The following is a 17,477-nucleotide window of genomic DNA, read 5'->3' as shown; positions in this document are numbered from 1 at the left end:
ACATTCGCGCCGCCCGTAGCGGTTATGCCAGCGGCGCAGTGCGCCGACGCGGAATCGCCCGGTCAGCCCGGGCCGGCATCAGCCCGCCCCGTTCCGGCTACGCCGACTCGGAATCGAGCCGCTGCGAGGCGCATCGCAGTAGAATCGCATAGAGTGGCGGCGCCGTTCCGCCCCACAACTTGGGGGAGCCGTTGCGACGGAAGCTCGCAACCTCCGCGACACGATGACCGAAGCAACGATTCGACTTCACATAGAGCGACTGCCCGGCGCAGGCTTCCTCGCCACGAGCCCCGACGTTCCCGGTCTGGTCGCGGAAGGGCGCAGCGTCGCCGAGGCCACCGAAATCGCCCAGGGACTCGCCCGGAAGATCGCCGAGTCGTGCATCGAGCACGGTGATCCACTCCCCCCCGCGTTGACCCGGCTTCAGGAGCCGGAAACCGGGTTGGATCTGTTGGTGCCCGTCAGCGTCCCGTAGTGCGCCGAGGGACACGCCGGCATGCCATGGGCCGGCGGCGGTCGCCCACGCCCAGGCCATCAGCCGGCCAGGAACTCGCGAACGTCGATGCCCGCCTCACGAAGAATCGCGCGAAGAGTACCCTCCGCCATGTCGCCGTCATGGCGCGGGAGCGTGACCTTCCGGCCAGTCCGCTCGTGACGCCACACTTCGTGGCTTCCCGGCCCGGGCCGATCGAACCGGTAGCCCGCACGTCGCAACCGACGCGCCACGTCCCGGTACCGGAAACCGGCGAGCCGTCCCATGTGGCGGTCAATGCTCCAGGCGCTTCATCACGAGAACCTCGGAGTCCTCACGCACGGCGTCTCGATCGTAGCCTTTGGCGATACGTTCAAGGATGCTGGCGACGTAAGGGTAGTCGAAGACCAACTGTGCCGCCCACCCTCGATACCTAGCCGACAACTCCCGCTCCTGTCTGCCACCCTCGTCTAGGCTGCGCGAGTGGACGCCGCGAGCGTTGTATACGCCCATCTCAAAGCCCGCCGCGATGTCCTGAGAAGCGATGGTCTCCAAGACCTCGCAGACCGCCCGACAAGGCCACGGACCGTCCTTCTCGGACGGCGCCCGCGACAAGAGTTCGCCGATCTGCTGGTCGCCGATCGTGGCTCGGCCATACTCCCCGCATAAGCGTCGCGCCTCGGCGACCCACTGGCTCAACGCATGGGCGTCGACGCGTCCTTCGTCGTCCGCGCCGGGTACGCGCGTGACCTGTTCAAGCAATCGGAATGCGGCGTTCTGCAGGGAAGCGCGACGGCCGGCGTCGTCAACGCGCCACTCCGGCGGGTCCTGACCATCGTCCTTACGCTTGAAAACGAGAGCGACAGCCTGCACGAACATGGCTGGCGACTCGCTGACCTTCCTTTCGAGATTGGGACCGTGACCGAGCATCTGTATGAACTTGAACTCCAGTTGCGCCATCTCATCCACCGTGACGCCCGGACGTCCATCGAGTGCATCGAGTGCTTTCGAAAGGTGCCAGGACCGGATATCGAAATGGCCGGCCGGCTGGATATCGGCTTCAGCCACGGCGATCAGGAGGCGTTTCAAATGGGAAGTCTCCACCTTATCCCAGTCAAGTCGCACAGCAAAGAAAGCCTCTCGTGGACGCTCGGCCTCCAAGAGGCGATCGACGAGCTCGGTCGCCTCGGACTCCGTAAAACGCGCCGGCGTCGGAAAGGCGGTATGCCAGTACCGCCGTCGTACGCGCCAATCCTGCCGGTCGAGGAGACGCCACGTCTGGTCGCGGAACGGGGCGCATTTGAAGAGGCGACCGATCTCATCAACGTCAGTGCTCTCGGCAAGAGCGCAGATGAGCTTCGAACGCGAGTTCTCGTCAACCTCGCGCAGGAACCCACGCATGAAGTCGTCCTGCTTTTCTTGAGTCTGTGTTGTTGTCGTCGACAGACAGGCTCGAAGAACATCGGGGGCCGCCCCGTGCCCGGTTGCGCAAACCGCGGCGTAGTGCCCGACCGTCCAGGCATCGCAGTCCTTCATGAGGGCAAGAACGCCGTCATGTCCACGCGCGGACCAGATTTCTCCCATCGCCTCTCGGCGAAGTCCATCGACTAGCTTCTCCCGCTTCTCGAAGTCGAGATCGTCTTCATCAAGTTCATCGGCAGAATACTCCACCCATGCATCTGCGAAGAGCCACGCATGACGGCGAACCGGGTCGCGTGCCGCGAGTTTCTCACAGGTCTCGCGCGCTCTGTCTCTCTGGCCGGCCTCGATGCCGCGGAGAAGTCCCCGCCGGGTCAGAACCGTACGGCGAATCTGATCACGCAGCCCCGCTTTCGCCTTCTCGTTCTTTTCGGCCTGGGACCAGGAATCGATCAGGTTCCATACCCGAATTCGATCTTCATCGGTCGGTATGCCATAAAGACGCTCAACCAGAGCGCCCAGTGTCTTCTTGTCATGCTTCGGCCTTGAAATCGCGAGATCGAGCGCCTTCCGGACGAACTTACCCCATTCCCCTCGGGTAACCCCGTGACCGGCTCCTGCCGCGTCGTTCCGCCAACGTGGTCGGGCGTTGGGGAAGGCGACCTGCTGACGGCCGTCAAACTGCTGAATACAAATCTCCCAGCCGATGCCGGGAAAGCGCAGGCAAACCGTCTCAAGTGCCTTGATTCTATCGTCGATCGGCGTGGCCGTTTGAGGTATCCATGAGCGGAATATCGCAGAGAGACTGCCGATTGGTTTGTTGGCCCAGTTGTCGTCGATCTTCGTTTGCGAGAGCTCGGCAAGGATGAGCACGACGCGCATGAGAATCTGCGGGTTCCAGGCAAGGCGCTCCAGCGCCCACAGGATCCCCGTGCGCGCAGGATGCTCGAAAAAACCGGGGCCCACCGGCCTCAGAAGCTCCCGCAAGACCGGCTTCGGCCCCTTGAGATCCCCTTCGAGCAAGCTGAGAAATTCTTCCGGAGCGGCCTCCGCGTACCCCGGAAGGTCACGGTCGTGCGATCGCAGCTTGTCGCCCGTGAAGGGCGTGAGGAGGCGCTTGACGAGGTCTGCGACGTACTCACGCACGTCTATACCGAGACGTTTCTGGAACAGGGCGTTCCCATGAACCGACAGCGTCACCAGCGTCTCGCAGACGCCGGTCCGCAACGCGTTCGAGTGTTCGCGCACCTTGCCGTAGATGCCCGCGAACCAACGCTGGTCCTCCGGAAGTTCCAGCGCGGGATCGGACTCGGACAGAACGTACTCGGCGAACTCCACGAAGTTCGTGACGTCCTTGGCCGTCATCCAAGGACTGACGGTATACAAGGCATCGATTTTGGAAACGACGCCGCGATACTGCCCAACAGACCAGACCGGGCAATCGTCGCGTTGGAGCAGGTCGGTGATGTTCTTCTCGATCTCCTCGTAGTCGTGGCCTGCCAGCGCCGCAAGGACCTCGCAATCGGCCTTCGACCCGGTGTGCCATGCGCCGACAAGAACCATCGGGATCAGACTCCTCGCGACTTCCCGGTCTCCGGCCCACGGCGGCGTCCTGACCGCGGGGACCCGCGACAGCCTCCTCCGCAGCACGGTCGGCGAGCGGCCCGATTCGCTCGCCAGCCGGTCGAAGCGATCCCGCTCGATGCCCATGTCGGCGAGCGCCTCCTCGAACGCCGCGTGACCGAGCAGTTCGACGGCAATATCCGGTTCCCGGTCGACTGCATTGCGTGGCCTCACGACGATGCAATGACGATGGCGGTATAGCGTGGCAATCTCGCGCTCGGCTTCCTCGCTGTGCACGATCGGAATGAACGGAGAGGACGACTGCGCCAGCGTTCTCAGCGTGCTCGCCTCCGTGAAGACGACGGCTCGATCCCGATCGTGCTCGGGCACGTCCTCGTGCCACAACAGGCACGCGACGAACGCGACGGCCTCGTCCCTGGAATCGGCAGCGACGGTGAAGGGGCGGTCGGGGCGCGCAGTCTCCAGCCACTTCTTGAAATCCTTTACATGGGCGGCGACGGACGGTCCGAAGATCGCGGGCGTCAGCGGCGGATTGCTGGCCTCGGCCCACAGACGCCAGGAACGGCCGAGCGTCTCGAAACCCTCCGTGGGAATCTCCAACTGTTCGGCGAGCCAGATGCGCGGCGCGATCGTGGTCTCCAGCCACTGTTCGAGGTCGCTCGCATCGAGCGCCCGCACCGCCTTCCAGTCGCCGGCAGCCTCCTTGCCGAGCGCCCAGCGTTCCTTGCCCTCCCAGTTGCGCGGCGTCACGAACACGAAGGTGCACTCCGCCCGTTCCGCCGGGGAGATCGTGTTGAGACGAGCCTGGTAATCGCGATCAGCCTTGGCGCCTGGGCGCTGGTCGACGCCGAACTCCCATCCCGACCTACCTTCCGGGACCCACGGCGTCGCCGCGCCCGCTTCGATCCAACCGTCCCAGCCGTGCCGCTGTGCGTTGTCGTAACCGGGGAAGTCCACGTGGCGCAGTTCGCGGCCGGTCGCATGGATCAGTCGCCGCAACAGCACCGGCAGATGCTCGCGCGCCCGGATGTTCCCCGCCGCCCAGTCGACGATCTCCCGCGCCTTGATCGTGAGGAAGCTCGGCGCGTAGGTACCCACCGCGACGGCCCGGTCTTCGACACTGCGGCGGTCGCGGTCGGACGCGGCCTGAAGCGCCAGCAGTCTCGCTCGGTCGGCACCGAACGTTCCTTCCAACCGCAGGGCCATCTCCTGGGACAGCGCCGCCCTGCCGTTCAGCAGATTCGACAGTGCGGGCCTGCCGACCCCCAATCGGCGGGCAGCTTCAGTCACCGTCATCCCCGCCGGGACGACGTGCTGCCGGATGAAGCGACCGATGCCCGTGGAACGACGCCCAGATCCAGTCACACGTAGATATTGTATTGTGACGCGCTACACACATCAATAGCAGTCACTCAACAAGGACTCCGCCGACAGGGCGCCACGATGACCTGTAGGGACTTGGCACATTCGCTGAGACCGGCGAGAGGATGTCAACAGGCGGTAAACTGACTCGTCTTGCCGCGCGGCGAGGCCTTGCTGCGGGAACGCATCGAACGATCGGGAACGGACATGGCACGGAGCGACCTCCTGGTTTCGCTCGTGAAGGCGGGATCAAGCGGCGACAGGGCGCGGGCGCGTTCCGTGACCGAGGCGATCATCGCCGAGGAACGGGCGAAGCGCCACAACGTGCTGGCGGACCGGCTGACCGACGCCCTGCGGGTCAACGGCAGCAGCGCCGGCGCGCCGACCTTCATCGGTCCTGGTCGACCGCACCGGCAGTTCGTGATCGAGTTGACGCCCCGCAAGGGGCTCGCCGATCTCGTTCTGACCGACCTTGTCCGCCGCACCTGCGAGGAACTGATCGAGGAACAGCATCGGGCGTCCGTGCTGCGCGCGCATGCACTCGAACCGCGGCATCGCATCCTGCTCGTCGGGCCCCCGGGAAACGGAAAAACCTCCCTCGCCGAGGCGATTGCGGAAGCGCTGGCGACGCCGTTCTTCGTCGTGCGGTACGAGGCGCTGATCGGCAGCTTTCTCGGTGAGACCGCCTCGCGGCTCAAGCGCGTCTTCGACTACGCCCGGACCACCCCGTGCGTCCTGTTCTTCGACGAGTTCGACGCCGTCGGCAAGGAGCGCGGCGACGTCCACGAGACCGGCGAGATCAAGCGCGTCGTCTCCTCCCTGCTGATGCAGGTCGACGACCTGCCGAGCTATACGGTCGTCGTCGCCGCGACCAATCACGCCGAGCTTCTCGACCGGGCGGCGTGGCGCCGCTTCCAGGTACGGCTCGCGCTGGATGCACCGACGCGCGCCGATCTGACCGCCTATCTCGCCCGATTCGCCAACTCGCTCGATGAACCACTGGGGCGGACGCCCGCCACGATTGCCAAGAGCCTCGGCGCGGTCAGCTACGCCGAGGCCGAGGAGTTCTGTCGAGACGTGCGCCGGCACCTGGTACTCGCGATGGGAGCAAAGCCGCTCCGGGCGATCGTTGCCGAGCGGCTGAAGCTCTGGAGGGAACGGCTGCGGGCCTCTGCGAACGGAGATGCAACGGATGGCGGAGTTCCCGCTACTACCGATCCCCACCCCGGTTCCTGATCAACGTCCGGCGGGACCAAGAGGCGCAAACGACCTGCGCCTGCCGACGCGAGCGCGCCAAGGCGAGCGGCTCCAACCGGTCTTTCAGCGTCTTCGGGACGTATTTGACGGGGATCGCGATCCGGTAACCCTGCGTGAGGATCCCGCCGGCATCGCGCCGGAGCGCGCGATCGTGCTGGAGGTCGCAGGCGCGATCGCCGACTTTCAGGGAGCCGCGCAACGCATTCCCGGGCTCGAATACCTCGGTGACGAAGAGGCGGAGTTCGAAACGGACACGGACTTCGCCGTACGCGACACCCGGAGGGGCCGGGACGGCCAAGTTCGTGACGACAAGCCGGTCGTCGGCCGGCTCTACCTGGCGATGCCGGACACCAGAGCGCTCCAGGAACTGCTGCGGCTCTGGGATCGGTACCAGGCCGGGGAGCGTGCAGGTCGCGGCTTCGGCCCCTGGTTCGATCTGTTCGACCGCCTGCGTCAGCTTCGTGCGTGGGGACCACTGGACCGCGTTCCCGAAAGCACCATTGAGTGGCTCGCCGACGAACTGGAAGCCCGCACGGATCCCGTCCGTGTCGAAGTCGAGCTCTGGAGCTACCGGAGCACGGACCGCCAGCAACAGTCGTCCGTCCGTTTCGAACAGGCGGTCCGTGCGGTCGGAGGTGAGTATCTCCACCGGGCGTCGATCCCGGAGATTGCGTACGAGGCCGCCCTCGTCAACCTGCCGGCTGCGGAGGTTCTGCGCCTGCGACAACGCGACCAATCGCCGCTCACCGTCTGTGATGACGTCATGCTCGTCCGACCCCAATCGACCGCGCAGTTTCCCACCGCCGTCGACACCCTTGGCGCCGGTGGGACGGTCGAGCCCGCACCCACCGCGGACACACCGCCGATCGCCGCCCTGTTCGACGGCGTGCCCGTACTGGGACATCGCCTCCTGGACGGTCGCGTCACGTTCGACGACCCGGACGATCTCGACGCACTCAGTATCGTCACCGAGCGGCGCCATGGCACCGAAATGGCGTCACTGATCCTTCACGGGGACCGCAATCGCGACGAGCCGCCGTTGCAACGCCCGCTCTACGTGCGGCCCGTCCTCTATGCCCCCGGAGGTGGCCTCACCGAACGGACGCAGGGGAACCGTCTGCTGATCGACACGATCCATCGGGCGGTACTGCGGATGAAGGAGGGAGACTCTGAAGGCCCCGCCACGGCGCCGGAGGTCTTTCTCGTCAACCTCTCGCTCGGGGACGAGAAACGCCCGTTTTCAGGACCGATGAGCCCTTGGGGCCGCCTCCTCGACCACCTCGCGGACCGGTTCGGCATCCTGTTCCTGGTCAGCGCCGGCAACATCCTCGATCCCCTGGAAGTCCCCGCGTTCAACGGGATGCTCGACCTGGAGCAGGCCACGCCTGGCGAGCGTGAGCGGGCCATCTTCGAGGCCCTGGAACAGCAACGATCTCAGCGCACCCTGTTCTCGCCGGCGGAAGCATTGAACGTGATCACCGTCGGTGCCTGGAATGAAGACGCCGTAGCCACCACCAACGGCTCGAATCTCGTGTACGCGCCGTACGAAGGCGCCCCCGGACCGAACATCACGTCCGCCCTGGGGCTTGGACATCGCAAGGTCATAAAGCCCGACATATTCATGCCTGGCGGGCGGGAGTTGTTCAGTATCGTCAGCGCGGGCGCGGGATTGCGCGTTCGATCCGCGGTGCCAGGCCAGTTCTTCGGGCTGAAAACCGCCATCCCGGATGCGGACGGGCAACTCGACCAGGAGGGATTGACCGCCGGGACGAGTGCCGCCACGGCCCTCGCGACGCGCGCTGCCCATCGGCTGTTCGACGCGCTGATGGATGAAGAGAACGGCGCGATCCTGGCTGATGTTCCCTCCGAATACTATGGCGTGGTCGTCAAAGCCCTGCTTGCCCACCGCGCCCAGTGGGGTGCGAAAGGGCCCCTGCTCGAGCAGCTCTACGGGCCCCACGGTCAGGGACAATACGTTCCGCGCAGGGACAACATCGCGCGCGTTCTGGGCTACGGCCGGCCCCGCGTCGAGGAGGCGATGACGTGCGCGGCGAACCGGGCGACTCTGGTTGGCCACGGGACGGTCACCCCTGACGGCTCCGCGACCCTGTATCGGGTACCGCTCCCGGCCAGCCTCGAACGTGTCACCGAGCCTCGCTCGATTACGCTGACGCTCGCGTGGTTCTCTCCCGTCAATGTCCGGCATCGCGCATACCGCCGAGCGAAGCTGGAACTCCAGCCGCTCGACCTCGCGACGAGCGCCGGCGTCAGCCGCCTCCCGGAGCAGCCGTCCGACAAGTCCGTGCCGCGCGGATCACTGTTTCACGCCCGGTACCGCGGCGACAGAGCGGTGGCGTTCGTTGATGACGGGCACATGCAGTGCCGCGTGTTCTGTCGACAGCAGGGCGGCGCACTCGACCAGCCGATCAGGTACGGGTTGGCAGTCACTATCGAAGCCGGCGAGGGCGTGCCTGTCTACCAGGAAATCCGCCAGCGCCTCGGAATACAGCCGCTGGTGACAGCCAACGCCCAGTAGGCCGACCGCTGAGATCGGCAACCCGCACCCGAGCGGATGCGCATGTCAGATCCACGCCCGAGGTTGCTCGTCGAGTAGACGCTCAGCCACCGGACCGAAGTAGCATCGGGGGAGGTCGCGAAGAAGCGAGACAGCCGGCCGTCGGGATCGGCCAGCATCTGCTTGAATGCGTCAAGCCCCACGCTCGACATCGCCGATCCCTTGGGTTCAGTGCCACCGAAGCGTTCGCGTGTCCAGTTCAGCCCGTCTGTCGCGGACACGCCCACATGCACAAAGGACTCCGCCACCCGCATGTCGTCGGTCTCAACAAAGTCCGTTCCGGAACACCGGGAAAGAGATCAGGCGCGGACGGCAGGTCTCGAAGATCGTCCTGATGCTCATCTCCTGTCGCGCCGGGCGCCACACGAAGTCACCGGCTGCCATCCGGAATCGGCGCGAACGGCACCGCCGGCTCCCGCACACCCGGGTGCCCGGCCTGGATCCGCTGCTGCGAGACCAGCGCCGCCGCGTCGAGCGCCTGCTGCTCGTCGGCACGCCCGGCACTGAGCAGGTTGACCATGGCGTGGTTGCCCTCGTGGAAAGCACACAGACCGCAAAATCGCCCGTAAACATTGGTCGCATCGCGTGCCGCAAAAAAAATCTTCCCACACGCTGCCCACGGGCACGTTGCAGGGGGGACCATCGGGATTATCGGGATGCACGTAGGGTGTCGGACCGGTTGCGGACACGACATCGGGTCCGGGTTGACCCCCTGGTGGGGGCGTGCGGAGGGCAACCCAGGGACCCGACAATCCTAGCACGATGTCCCCCCTTTGCGTCCTTTTCCTACGACAGGTGTCTGCCGGCAGCTTTCATCTGACTCTTGGTGTCCTTTATCTCCTGCTCTAGCTTATCCAGTCGGGTATCTACGCTACCCGCCCATCGACCGAGACTGACCCCGTAAGCGACCACTGCAAACAACGTAGTCACAGCGAGAATAGGGACATCCTGACTACTAAGAACATCCCAGACATCCACCACGGTCATTACCGCACCGACTACCACGGTCGCGATTGCTGGCCCACCCTGCACACTGCTCATACTTTACCTCCTTCTCTTCAGGTTTGCGCCCCGCTACCAACTAACTCGGACTGTAGCTCCCGACACCCCGACATTGACTGGCCGTTTCAAACCCTTTGCACTAAACTCTCGCGACCATAGCAACTCAGTCGCGTCCGTCACAAGAAAGGCCCCTGCCCCAACTGTAAAGACGGTCGTCCAAGCTACAAACCGGCAGTCACCGGCTTCGACCTCACAGGTATCAAACTCCCACGACCTGTCCAACGTAATCCCGACCGCAAGAAGTATTGCCCCATACACGAACCTATTATAGCGACTTTGCCCGGACCATTTACTCGCGTTGTCATCCTCTGTTTCTGGTTGACTTGCTGCCGCTTCAATCAACCGTTCAGCCGATTCGCGTATTTGCCCTTCGGCAGTCCCAACCAAGACCACCAACAAAGACGCAACAAACGTAACCAGCATCCTTGTCACTTTGCTCACTTTGCCTTGCCCCCGATCAGTACGTTCCACTACACGGCCGACACCTTGTCCGCGGGTCGCTGCCGTCTGCGGTAATCCGACGAAAGCCGTGCAAAACACTGCACGTTTCGCCAAGTGCGGATACCTGACCCGCATTGACGTAAAGGCATGCTTGCTGACAGAAGGTATCGATCTGCGGGTCGCCGTAAGCACGACCGGTCGTCCAAATCTGTTGCGGGTTGTCACAGTTGTAGGCGGGTCCCGTCGGAGACGGTGAAGTAGGTATCCCGCTATAGTGTTGTCCAGACAAACCACCACCCGCCAGAAAGTCAATCGCATTGCACGCACCGCCCGCGCTAGCTGCAAGCAGACCTGCCAACAACCCTGCCGCCCCAAGTCGTCTACCTCGCATCAAGCACCCCCCTTTTCTGCCACCAAGCATACACCCGACTCTTGATGTGTGGCAAGTGGACGAGTGTTTAGGATACGATCTTCCCCGAACATCCCCGGACAATGGTGTCCCGGACATTTTCAGGAGCAAGACCCAAAATGCGAACAGTCATCGCCTGTTTTGTAGTGGTGGTGCTCGTTGCCTGTGGTGACGGTGCGCCGTCGTCCCCGACCAGCCCGACCAGCCCGACCAGCCCCACCACCCCCGGATATGCCCTGTCCGGCACGGTGCGCGACAGTCGTCCAGATGGCCCCTTGATCGCCGGTGCGACCGTCCGTCTTGACAACGGGCGATCGACCACTGCCGACCCTGACGGCCGTTACAGGTTCCCAAGTGTGTCCGGTGCTGTTGTCGTTACGGGGTCCAGTCTGCACCATGTCCCCGCATCGGTCACGGTCACGATGGACCAAGATCGGACGGTGGACTTCCAGCTAGACCACACGGGCATCCCGCCCTTTGATGGGACCGTGTTTATATCACCCCAACTGATCACTACCTCTGACCCGTCATCCTTGGTGGACGTGACATATACCGGCCGCGGCATGCGCGATGTCTTCGACCGTCGGGTTGACCGGTGGATCACGGTTGATGCCTACCTGTTTGACGCGCGGTATACCTGGGGTAATGTCGAGTTTCAGGTAAACCCCGAGTTCGGTAGCGTAGATGCGGCCCGTAATGAGGTCGATACTTACGCACACCCGCTCGGACGACTACCGGCGTTTATGATGACCAATGCCCGGGAAGTCGAAATCAACGACGGTGTCGAGCTGTTTGGTGGTAACCCTAACGGGTCCTTTCTGGTCCATACCGGACAAGGTCAACGGTATATCGATGACGGGTTTCTGGAGGAGGTGCTGTTTCACGAAGCGGCCCACGTGTCGCTAGACACCAAGCATGCAGATGCTTCGGGTTGGACTGCGGCACAAACTGCCGACGGTGTCTTTATATCGACGTATGCCCGTGACAATCCGGGTCGGGAAGACGTGGCCGAAAGCATCCTACCTTACTACGCACTGCGGATGTCCGGGCGGTTGAGGGATACTGACCAAACTGCCATCCTGGTAGCGATCCCCAACCGGCTCGAATACTTTGACCGGCAGGGCTTTGCACCTTGATAACGTCCGAGGGTCTATTACCCTCGGCAGATCCGGTCCCCGCGCCAGCGGGGACCGGGCAACGGGGTAATGGACGGGGTAAGCTACCAGACATCATCCGAGACATCCGACGCTTGCGGTCTCGGTATGTGCTCCCACCGGCATAGGGGGCAGGTAACGTCACCAAGGACATCGGTTGTGGGTAGTGGCAGGTCAACGTCCTTGGCATGCTCCATCACAAGTCGGGCCATTGCGCACTCGTCCAAGTAGACCGACCTCGTCTCATAGTGGACAAGTCGTTCCATCCCATGTGGTGGCTTGGTCATCGTGGGGTCTATCACGTCGATTAGCTCGACGCCCGGCCAGTACTCGATGGGTATTAGCTTCGTCACTTCGACACACGGTTTTGTCCCGTGTAGCAAGACCGCTCGCCCCTCCGTGCGGTAGATATGACTGTGCTTCTTACGGTACTTAACCCGCGCAGTCCCGAGGGTAGCCAGCACTAGAAAGTCATCACGTGTCATTGGTCCTCCTTCCGATTACCAACCTCTACCAACCTTTACCAACCTTGTACCAACCGAGGGCTGCTTGTAAGTGTTTGCAAAGAGGGGTATTAACCAACCGTGACCGGATTTACCAACCTTCCGCCCTACCGACATCAAATCGAATCGTAACACACATGCTTGTCTGTTCAACAGATAACACTGTCTGTTGTTGTTTCCCGTGCGGGTGCCCGACCTTTTTGGTTGGTAAGGTTGGTATGGTTGGTAAAGTCGTTTTTTCTCAACGACTTACAGTTACCAACCTAGACTGTCTGGGTTGGTAAGGTTGGTACGGCAAGAAACGACCGTTGTGTTACACTTGGACGCTGCGTCAAAGACAACCCTCGCGACACCAGGAGACAAAGTCCGATGACCACAATCACCCCGCGCGATGCTTATCACACCTACATCAACACGCTGCGCAATCGAGGGTCTGTTATCGATGACTTGGTTACCCTCGGTTTGGACCGCGACTTGGCCCACATGGCTTACACGTTATATGTGACGGACCGGCGCAAGATGGACGACCTACCGCTACCGTTTGGGGACGACTTCAAGCGGGCCTTTTGCGACATCATGAACGCAGACCAACAAGACGACGGGTCGTGGAAACCCCGCATCCCTACGTCTATCGGTTGGTATGATGGGCAGTCCGTCCGCTTCTTTGACGTGGACACAGACAGGGAGACCTTGCGCCTACGTGACACGCTCGGTAATGTAACCGACATGGGACCCGCGCGACGGTAAAACACCAGCGGGACCGCGCGTATTTCCGCCTAGCGGCTGAAATTGTCCGGAAAAATACCGCCCTAGATTACCCGATCCGGGCACTGAAAAGGACGTTTGATAGACCATCCGATGCGTGTTAGACTGACCGTCAAACGGGCAAAGGACGGTCTTTTTCCGGACAAGGGCGGCAGCAAGACCGGTCGTCTTAGTCAAGGGGTATCACCATGCGTAAGTCAGTCGAACTCGGACTAAGGCTGTCCGAACTGCGCGAGAAGCAGTCCGAACTGCGCAGCAAGATCAACGCGGCAAAGGACGGGGACGACACGTCTACGCTGCGCACCGATGCCGTCAATCTGGACAAGCAGATCGTCAGTGTCGAGAAGGAGTACCGCGAAGCGGTCAAGTCCGAGGAAGACAAGTCCACCGTCGTAACGGTGGACACGCAGCAACGCGAGTTACGCGACATGCGCCAGCGTTGCAACTTCGGACGCATCATCCAACATATCGGGCAGCGTCAGTCCTTGGACGGGGTCGAGGCGGAACTGCTAGCGGACTGTCGTCCGGGTCACTTCCCCATTGACCTTTTCGATGTCGGTCCCGACCCTCGTGAGACCCGTGCGGTAACCAGTCCCCCCAACTTGGGCGCGACCGACAACCAGCCCATCGACCGGACCGTCTTACCGACCATCCCGGTCGTCTTTGCGGCGTCCGCATTCGGGGCGTTCGGTGGGACCGTCCGGGGGATGGGACCGGGGCAGTTGACGCAACCCAAGCTCGCATCGGGTCCGACCCCCGCGAAGCTGGCAAAGGGTACGGGGGTCACGCAAGCAAACGCGACGTATGGTACGACCATCAGTCGCGCGCCGGAGCGGGGACTTGTCGTCCAAGTCGCAATGGCCGTCGAAGACCTTGCGGTCTATCCCGACTTGGACCGGGACCTTCGGTCCGTGACAATGGCGGCACTGTCGGACGGGCTCGACAACTACGTCTTTGCCAATGCGACAAGCGACTTGTTCACGCAAGCGACCGACGTAACCGCGGAGTCAAATACCCTGACGTGGGCCAGTTACATCACGCTGGTATCGGCCCTGGTGGACGGCGACAAGCACGTACGCGGGTATGGGGACATTCGCATGCTCTTGGGGACCGCGACGTTCGCCAAGTTGGCAGCGACCTTCCCGACTGCGGGTGACAACTCGATGTCCCTGTGGGATTGGGTCCGGGGTCACTTGGCCGCGTCCGTCGTGTCCAGTCGCGTACCGGCTGCGGCGTCCAATGCGCAGAAGGCGTTGATCCATCTGACCGGTCAGGGACTACCACCGTATCTGCCGACGTGGGGCGGTATCGAAACCGTGGTCGATCCTTACACCAACGCCGGCAAGGGTGAGATGTTGATCACTTACACGCTGCTTAGCGCCGACCCGGTCATCCCTTACGGGACCGACCAAGTCAAGGAACTGCATCCCAAGATCGCGTAATGGACAGGCTGCCACGGTCTATCGCGGTCGAAGTTCGGTCGTCCAAGGACGGACCGATGCTGCACGGTGTCATCATGACCGAGGGTCATGTTGCGCGCGGGGGCCGTGCGGAAGTCTTTGCCCCTGGTAGTGTCGTCTGGCCGACCGACGGGGTAGCGATCCGGTTGGAGCACCTTGGCGCGGAAGTAGCACGTGCCGTCCCGACACGGGTAGGGACCGAGATACGGATCGCGGTCCCTGCTACCCCGGACATTTTCTCTGCCGTCAAGTCCGGTAAGGACCATATGTCGGTTGAGTTTGTCGCACTGCGGGAAGTGCGGACCGCGTCCGGGGTCCGGGAAGTCGAATCGGCATACGTCGATGGTGCTGCGTTGACGGACGACCCGGAGTATGTGCAGACACGGGCCGAGGTTCGGGACCGGTCCCCGCGCCGAGTGTGGTTGTAATGATTACCCTCGGTGACTTGCGGGGTCCCCCCGTCCGAGAGCATCGGTCGTCCTACACACAGACTGCTCTCGACCGTCAACTACAAACGGCGTCAGGGCTGCGCAGCGCTGTATCAGGCGCACAGGTAGCGGCGGCCCGGTGGTTGGCAGGGTCGATGTCCGTGGCGCGTCTGACGGGCGATGGTGGGCTGTTGACGCCGCTTGTCGTGTCGGACATCGTGCATGGTTTGATCCGGTTCGGTAACAGTTACCACTTGCTACGGGCCGGGGACGGCGGTCTGTTCTTCGACCGTGCGCAGTGTGTTGGCATCAACGGTAGTCCCCGGTCGTGGCGCTACCAGCTTGACATCGCCGGTCCCGACACGTCCGAGCAGTTGACCGCGACACCGGATGACGTGCTGCACGTCCGCCAGCATGCGCCCCTGCGTCGTCCCTGGGAAGGTCGGTCGTCCTTGGACGAGGCAGCGTCCACAGGGACGCTAGCGCGCGCCCTGGAGCATGGTCTAGGTCATGAAGCGGCAGTAGGTGTCGGACGCATCTTGACGCACCCGACCGGGATGGACGACAAGACCTTCGACCGCATCGCCGGTCAGATTGCGGCGACGTTAGACGCACCCCGCCGCATCGGACTTGTTGAAACGACCCGACAAGGTCACGGCGTCGGCGCAAGCTCGGCCCCGGCCAAGGACCTAGTCCCCGAACGACTTGGACCCGAACCCATGCCCGCTACCGTGTCCCTGTTTGCCCAAGTGTATCGGGCGGTCATGATGTTGCACGGCATCCCCCCGGCAATCGCACACTTGGACGGGACACAGACGGGACAAGCGTTACGCGAAGGGGTCCGCATCCTAAAGACGCATACCCTGATGGCGCTGGCGCGTCTTATCGAGCAGGAAGCGTCCCGGTTGCTTCGTCGTCGGGTCGTCATCGACCTTGACCTTCTCGACACGCCGGACGTGTCGCACCGGGCCATGGCCCTTTCTCGCTTGGTGGTATCGGGGATGTCCATAGCGGACGCACGGGAGGCGGTCGGACTATGAAACTGGTATCGACCGTCGTGACACCGGGGGTCGTCCCGACTGATATGGTCGAGCGGTCCAAGTCGGCATCGTTGATTAGTGCAACCCCGACCCGGACGTTAGATCAGTCATGGGTCGAGACCGCGTTCCACGAAATCGAAGCATGGTCGCGTACGTTGTGGTTGCGGGGGACCTCCGACTATCGACAGTCCACCGTCGAAATCGAGCTTGACCCCCGCGAGCACTGTCCGCTTTTCCCGACGCATAGCAACTGCGTAGGTGCAACCCTCGTAAGCATCGACCGATGGTCCGACACTGACGAGGCATACGCCGCATATACCGACAAGCACTTGGTCCCTGGTGGACGTGTGATGGTCGAAGACCACGGCACCTATCGCATCGTGGCCCGGTATACCCCCGACGAGGACTTGCCGGGACCCATCGTCCAAGCAGTCACCCGGGTTGCCGCGTGGTTGGATGCCTATGGCCCGGCAAGGGTCAAAGGTGACGCGCTGAACCCCAACCCCATCCCGACATCTGTTGCCGGATGCGTGCATCGTAGTGGTGCCGCGTCCATACTTGCATCCTATCGCTAGGAGGACCAATGGCACGGGCACACTTCATGAAGCTGCAAGGGTACGACAAGGACGGCGACCCGGAGGGGGCAACCGTCTATCTGCGCGCCGAGGACGTGCGACGTGTCGAACCCATCGCGCCGTTACAAGACGGCAAGATCCACCGGTGCCACGTCACCTTCGACCACCGGTATGCGCACGTAACGATGGTGCTGCACGAGAAGGCAACGTCGTTTGTCACCAGGGTCGAGAAGCAAATTGCGGCACTGGCCGAACAGCATCACCCGGAGAACGACGACACGACGACGGCGCCGCCGTCCAACGAACCGCCGACCGACTAGGGTTGCTTATCCCCCTGGTGGTTTCGGCGTGGTGGGGGGTCCGGGTTTTGGCGGACTCCCGGACCCCCGCACCTGTCCTATCCTTTTGCCGTGTTCCCCACACTACATATCGAGCACGAGCGTCTACGCTCGATTGTCCATACTTACCGCTGCCTACCGGCGTTTGTTCCCGGTCTTACCGACGTTACGCACAACGGGGGATTTACCATTGAATCACCCGCGCATCGTCAAGCACGGGAGAAAGCAGACTACGATAACCGTCGGGCACACAAGGAATGTGTGCAGTGTGGTAAGGCAGTCCCTAGTGGTGCCGCCCTATGTGATGGATGCGCGTCCATCAACAACGCTCGACAGGCAAGACTGCATACTGACCGCAAGGCACAGGGGCTATGTCCAAAGTGCGGTAAGCATCCCCCGATGGATGGTCGTCCGCTGTGCGTCAACTGCCGGGCGCGGCAAATCCGACACGAGCTTGCCCGCAAGCAACGCGACACCAAACCCCCGCGTAAGTGCCCTTGTGGTGCGCTGGCCCTGGTGGGTCGTCCCGGTCCCCCCCGGTGCGGACCCTGTGCGATTGCAGCGCTGGAGAAGCGGACCGGTGTTCGGCGTCAACTACTTTTGCCGGTGAACGACAACTATTTCTGCCGGTTG

At 62.8% G+C, this 17,477-nt stretch carries 11 protein-coding genes; 8 read left to right on the top strand and 3 right to left on the bottom strand.

What is annotated here, in order from left to right; translation table 11 throughout:
- Positions 1–223: 223 nt before the first annotated feature.
- Positions 224–475, top strand: coding sequence for a type II toxin-antitoxin system HicB family antitoxin (locus F4X11_03185; protein ID MYN64018.1), 252 nt, complete (start codon positions 224–226; stop codon positions 473–475).
- Between the two features lie 59 nt (positions 476–534).
- Here F4X11_03185 and F4X11_03180 read toward each other — a convergent pair whose 3' ends face one another.
- Positions 535–759, bottom strand: coding sequence for a type II toxin-antitoxin system HicA family toxin (locus F4X11_03180; protein MYN64017.1), 225 nt, complete (start codon positions 757–759; stop codon positions 535–537).
- Positions 760–766: 7 nt separating this feature from the next.
- Positions 767–4,771, bottom strand: coding sequence for a helix-turn-helix domain-containing protein (locus F4X11_03175; GenBank protein MYN64016.1), 4,005 nt, complete (start codon positions 4,769–4,771; stop codon positions 767–769).
- A gap of 273 nt (positions 4,772–5,044) precedes the next feature.
- Here F4X11_03175 and F4X11_03170 point away from each other — a divergent pair, with 273 nt between their 5' ends.
- The 3 genes from F4X11_03170 (at position 5,045) to F4X11_03160 (ending at position 11,717) form a co-directional block, all read left to right on the top strand.
- On the top strand, positions 5,045–6,073 hold the full coding sequence (locus F4X11_03170; GenBank protein ID MYN64015.1) for an ATP-binding protein: 1,029 nt from the start codon (positions 5,045–5,047) through the stop codon (positions 6,071–6,073).
- Positions 6,021–8,630, top strand: coding sequence for a S8 family peptidase (locus F4X11_03165; GenBank protein ID MYN64014.1), 2,610 nt, complete (start codon positions 6,021–6,023; stop codon positions 8,628–8,630). Before F4X11_03170 ends, F4X11_03165 begins: the two co-directional genes overlap by 53 nt.
- Before the next feature lie 2,034 nt (positions 8,631–10,664).
- Entirely contained in the window at positions 10,665–11,717 is a 1,053-nt protein-coding gene (locus F4X11_03160) for a carboxypeptidase regulatory-like domain-containing protein (GenBank protein ID MYN64013.1), read from the top strand.
- 83 nt (positions 11,718–11,800) lie between these two features.
- Here the strand turns inward: F4X11_03160 and F4X11_03155 are convergent, their stop codons facing one another.
- Positions 11,801–12,220 carry a hypothetical protein gene (locus F4X11_03155; protein ID MYN64012.1) on the bottom strand — a complete coding sequence of 140 codons (420 nt, stop codon included), beginning with the start codon at positions 12,218–12,220 and terminating at the stop codon, positions 11,801–11,803.
- Between the two features lie 387 nt (positions 12,221–12,607).
- Here F4X11_03155 and F4X11_03150 point away from each other — a divergent pair, with 387 nt between their 5' ends.
- The 4 genes from F4X11_03150 to F4X11_03135 all read left to right on the top strand — a co-directional run bounded on the left by F4X11_03150 (position 12,608) and on the right by F4X11_03135 (position 16,826).
- Entirely contained in the window at positions 12,608–12,985 is a 378-nt protein-coding gene (locus tag F4X11_03150; GenBank protein MYN64011.1) for a hypothetical protein, read from the top strand.
- A gap of 206 nt (positions 12,986–13,191) precedes the next feature.
- Positions 13,192–14,445 (top strand): hypothetical protein, encoded by a 1,254-nt coding sequence (locus tag F4X11_03145; protein MYN64010.1) that lies wholly within the window; start codon positions 13,192–13,194, stop codon positions 14,443–14,445.
- 607 nt (positions 14,446–15,052) lie between these two features.
- Complete coding sequence (locus tag F4X11_03140) at positions 15,053–15,931, top strand: phage portal protein (GenBank protein ID MYN64009.1); 879 nt, start codon at positions 15,053–15,055, stop codon at positions 15,929–15,931.
- Positions 15,932–16,514: 583 nt separating this feature from the next.
- Positions 16,515–16,826 (top strand): hypothetical protein, encoded by a 312-nt coding sequence (locus F4X11_03135; GenBank protein ID MYN64008.1) that lies wholly within the window; start codon positions 16,515–16,517, stop codon positions 16,824–16,826.
- Positions 16,827–17,477: the final 651 nt, after the last annotated feature.

Source organism: Acidobacteriota bacterium, from assembly GCA_009861545.1.
Lineage (GTDB): Bacteria > Acidobacteriota > Vicinamibacteria > Vicinamibacterales > UBA8438 > WTFV01.
The sequence above is the reverse complement of the archived record's forward strand: the minus strand, read 5'-3'. Positions and strand labels throughout refer to the sequence as shown.

What these genes read in the sequence shown, in the direction of transcription:
- F4X11_03185 (MYN64018.1), top strand. Translation starts at nt 224, where the DNA reads ATGACCGAAGCAACGATTCGACTTCACATAGAGCGACTGCCCGGCGCA.
- F4X11_03180 (MYN64017.1), bottom strand. Translation starts at nt 759, where the DNA reads ATGGGACGGCTCGCCGGTTTCCGGTACCGGGACGTGGCGCGTCGGTTG.
- F4X11_03175 (MYN64016.1), bottom strand. Translation starts at nt 4,771, where the DNA reads ATGACGGTGACTGAAGCTGCCCGCCGATTGGGGGTCGGCAGGCCCGCA.
- F4X11_03170 (MYN64015.1), top strand. Translation starts at nt 5,045, where the DNA reads ATGGCACGGAGCGACCTCCTGGTTTCGCTCGTGAAGGCGGGATCAAGC.
- F4X11_03165 (MYN64014.1), top strand. Translation starts at nt 6,021, where the DNA reads ATGCAACGGATGGCGGAGTTCCCGCTACTACCGATCCCCACCCCGGTT.
- F4X11_03160 (MYN64013.1), top strand. Translation starts at nt 10,665, where the DNA reads ATGGTGTCCCGGACATTTTCAGGAGCAAGACCCAAAATGCGAACAGTC.
- F4X11_03155 (MYN64012.1), bottom strand. Translation starts at nt 12,220, where the DNA reads ATGACACGTGATGACTTTCTAGTGCTGGCTACCCTCGGGACTGCGCGG.
- F4X11_03150 (MYN64011.1), top strand. Translation starts at nt 12,608, where the DNA reads ATGACCACAATCACCCCGCGCGATGCTTATCACACCTACATCAACACG.
- F4X11_03145 (MYN64010.1), top strand. Translation starts at nt 13,192, where the DNA reads ATGCGTAAGTCAGTCGAACTCGGACTAAGGCTGTCCGAACTGCGCGAG.
- F4X11_03135 (MYN64008.1), top strand. Translation starts at nt 16,515, where the DNA reads ATGGCACGGGCACACTTCATGAAGCTGCAAGGGTACGACAAGGACGGC.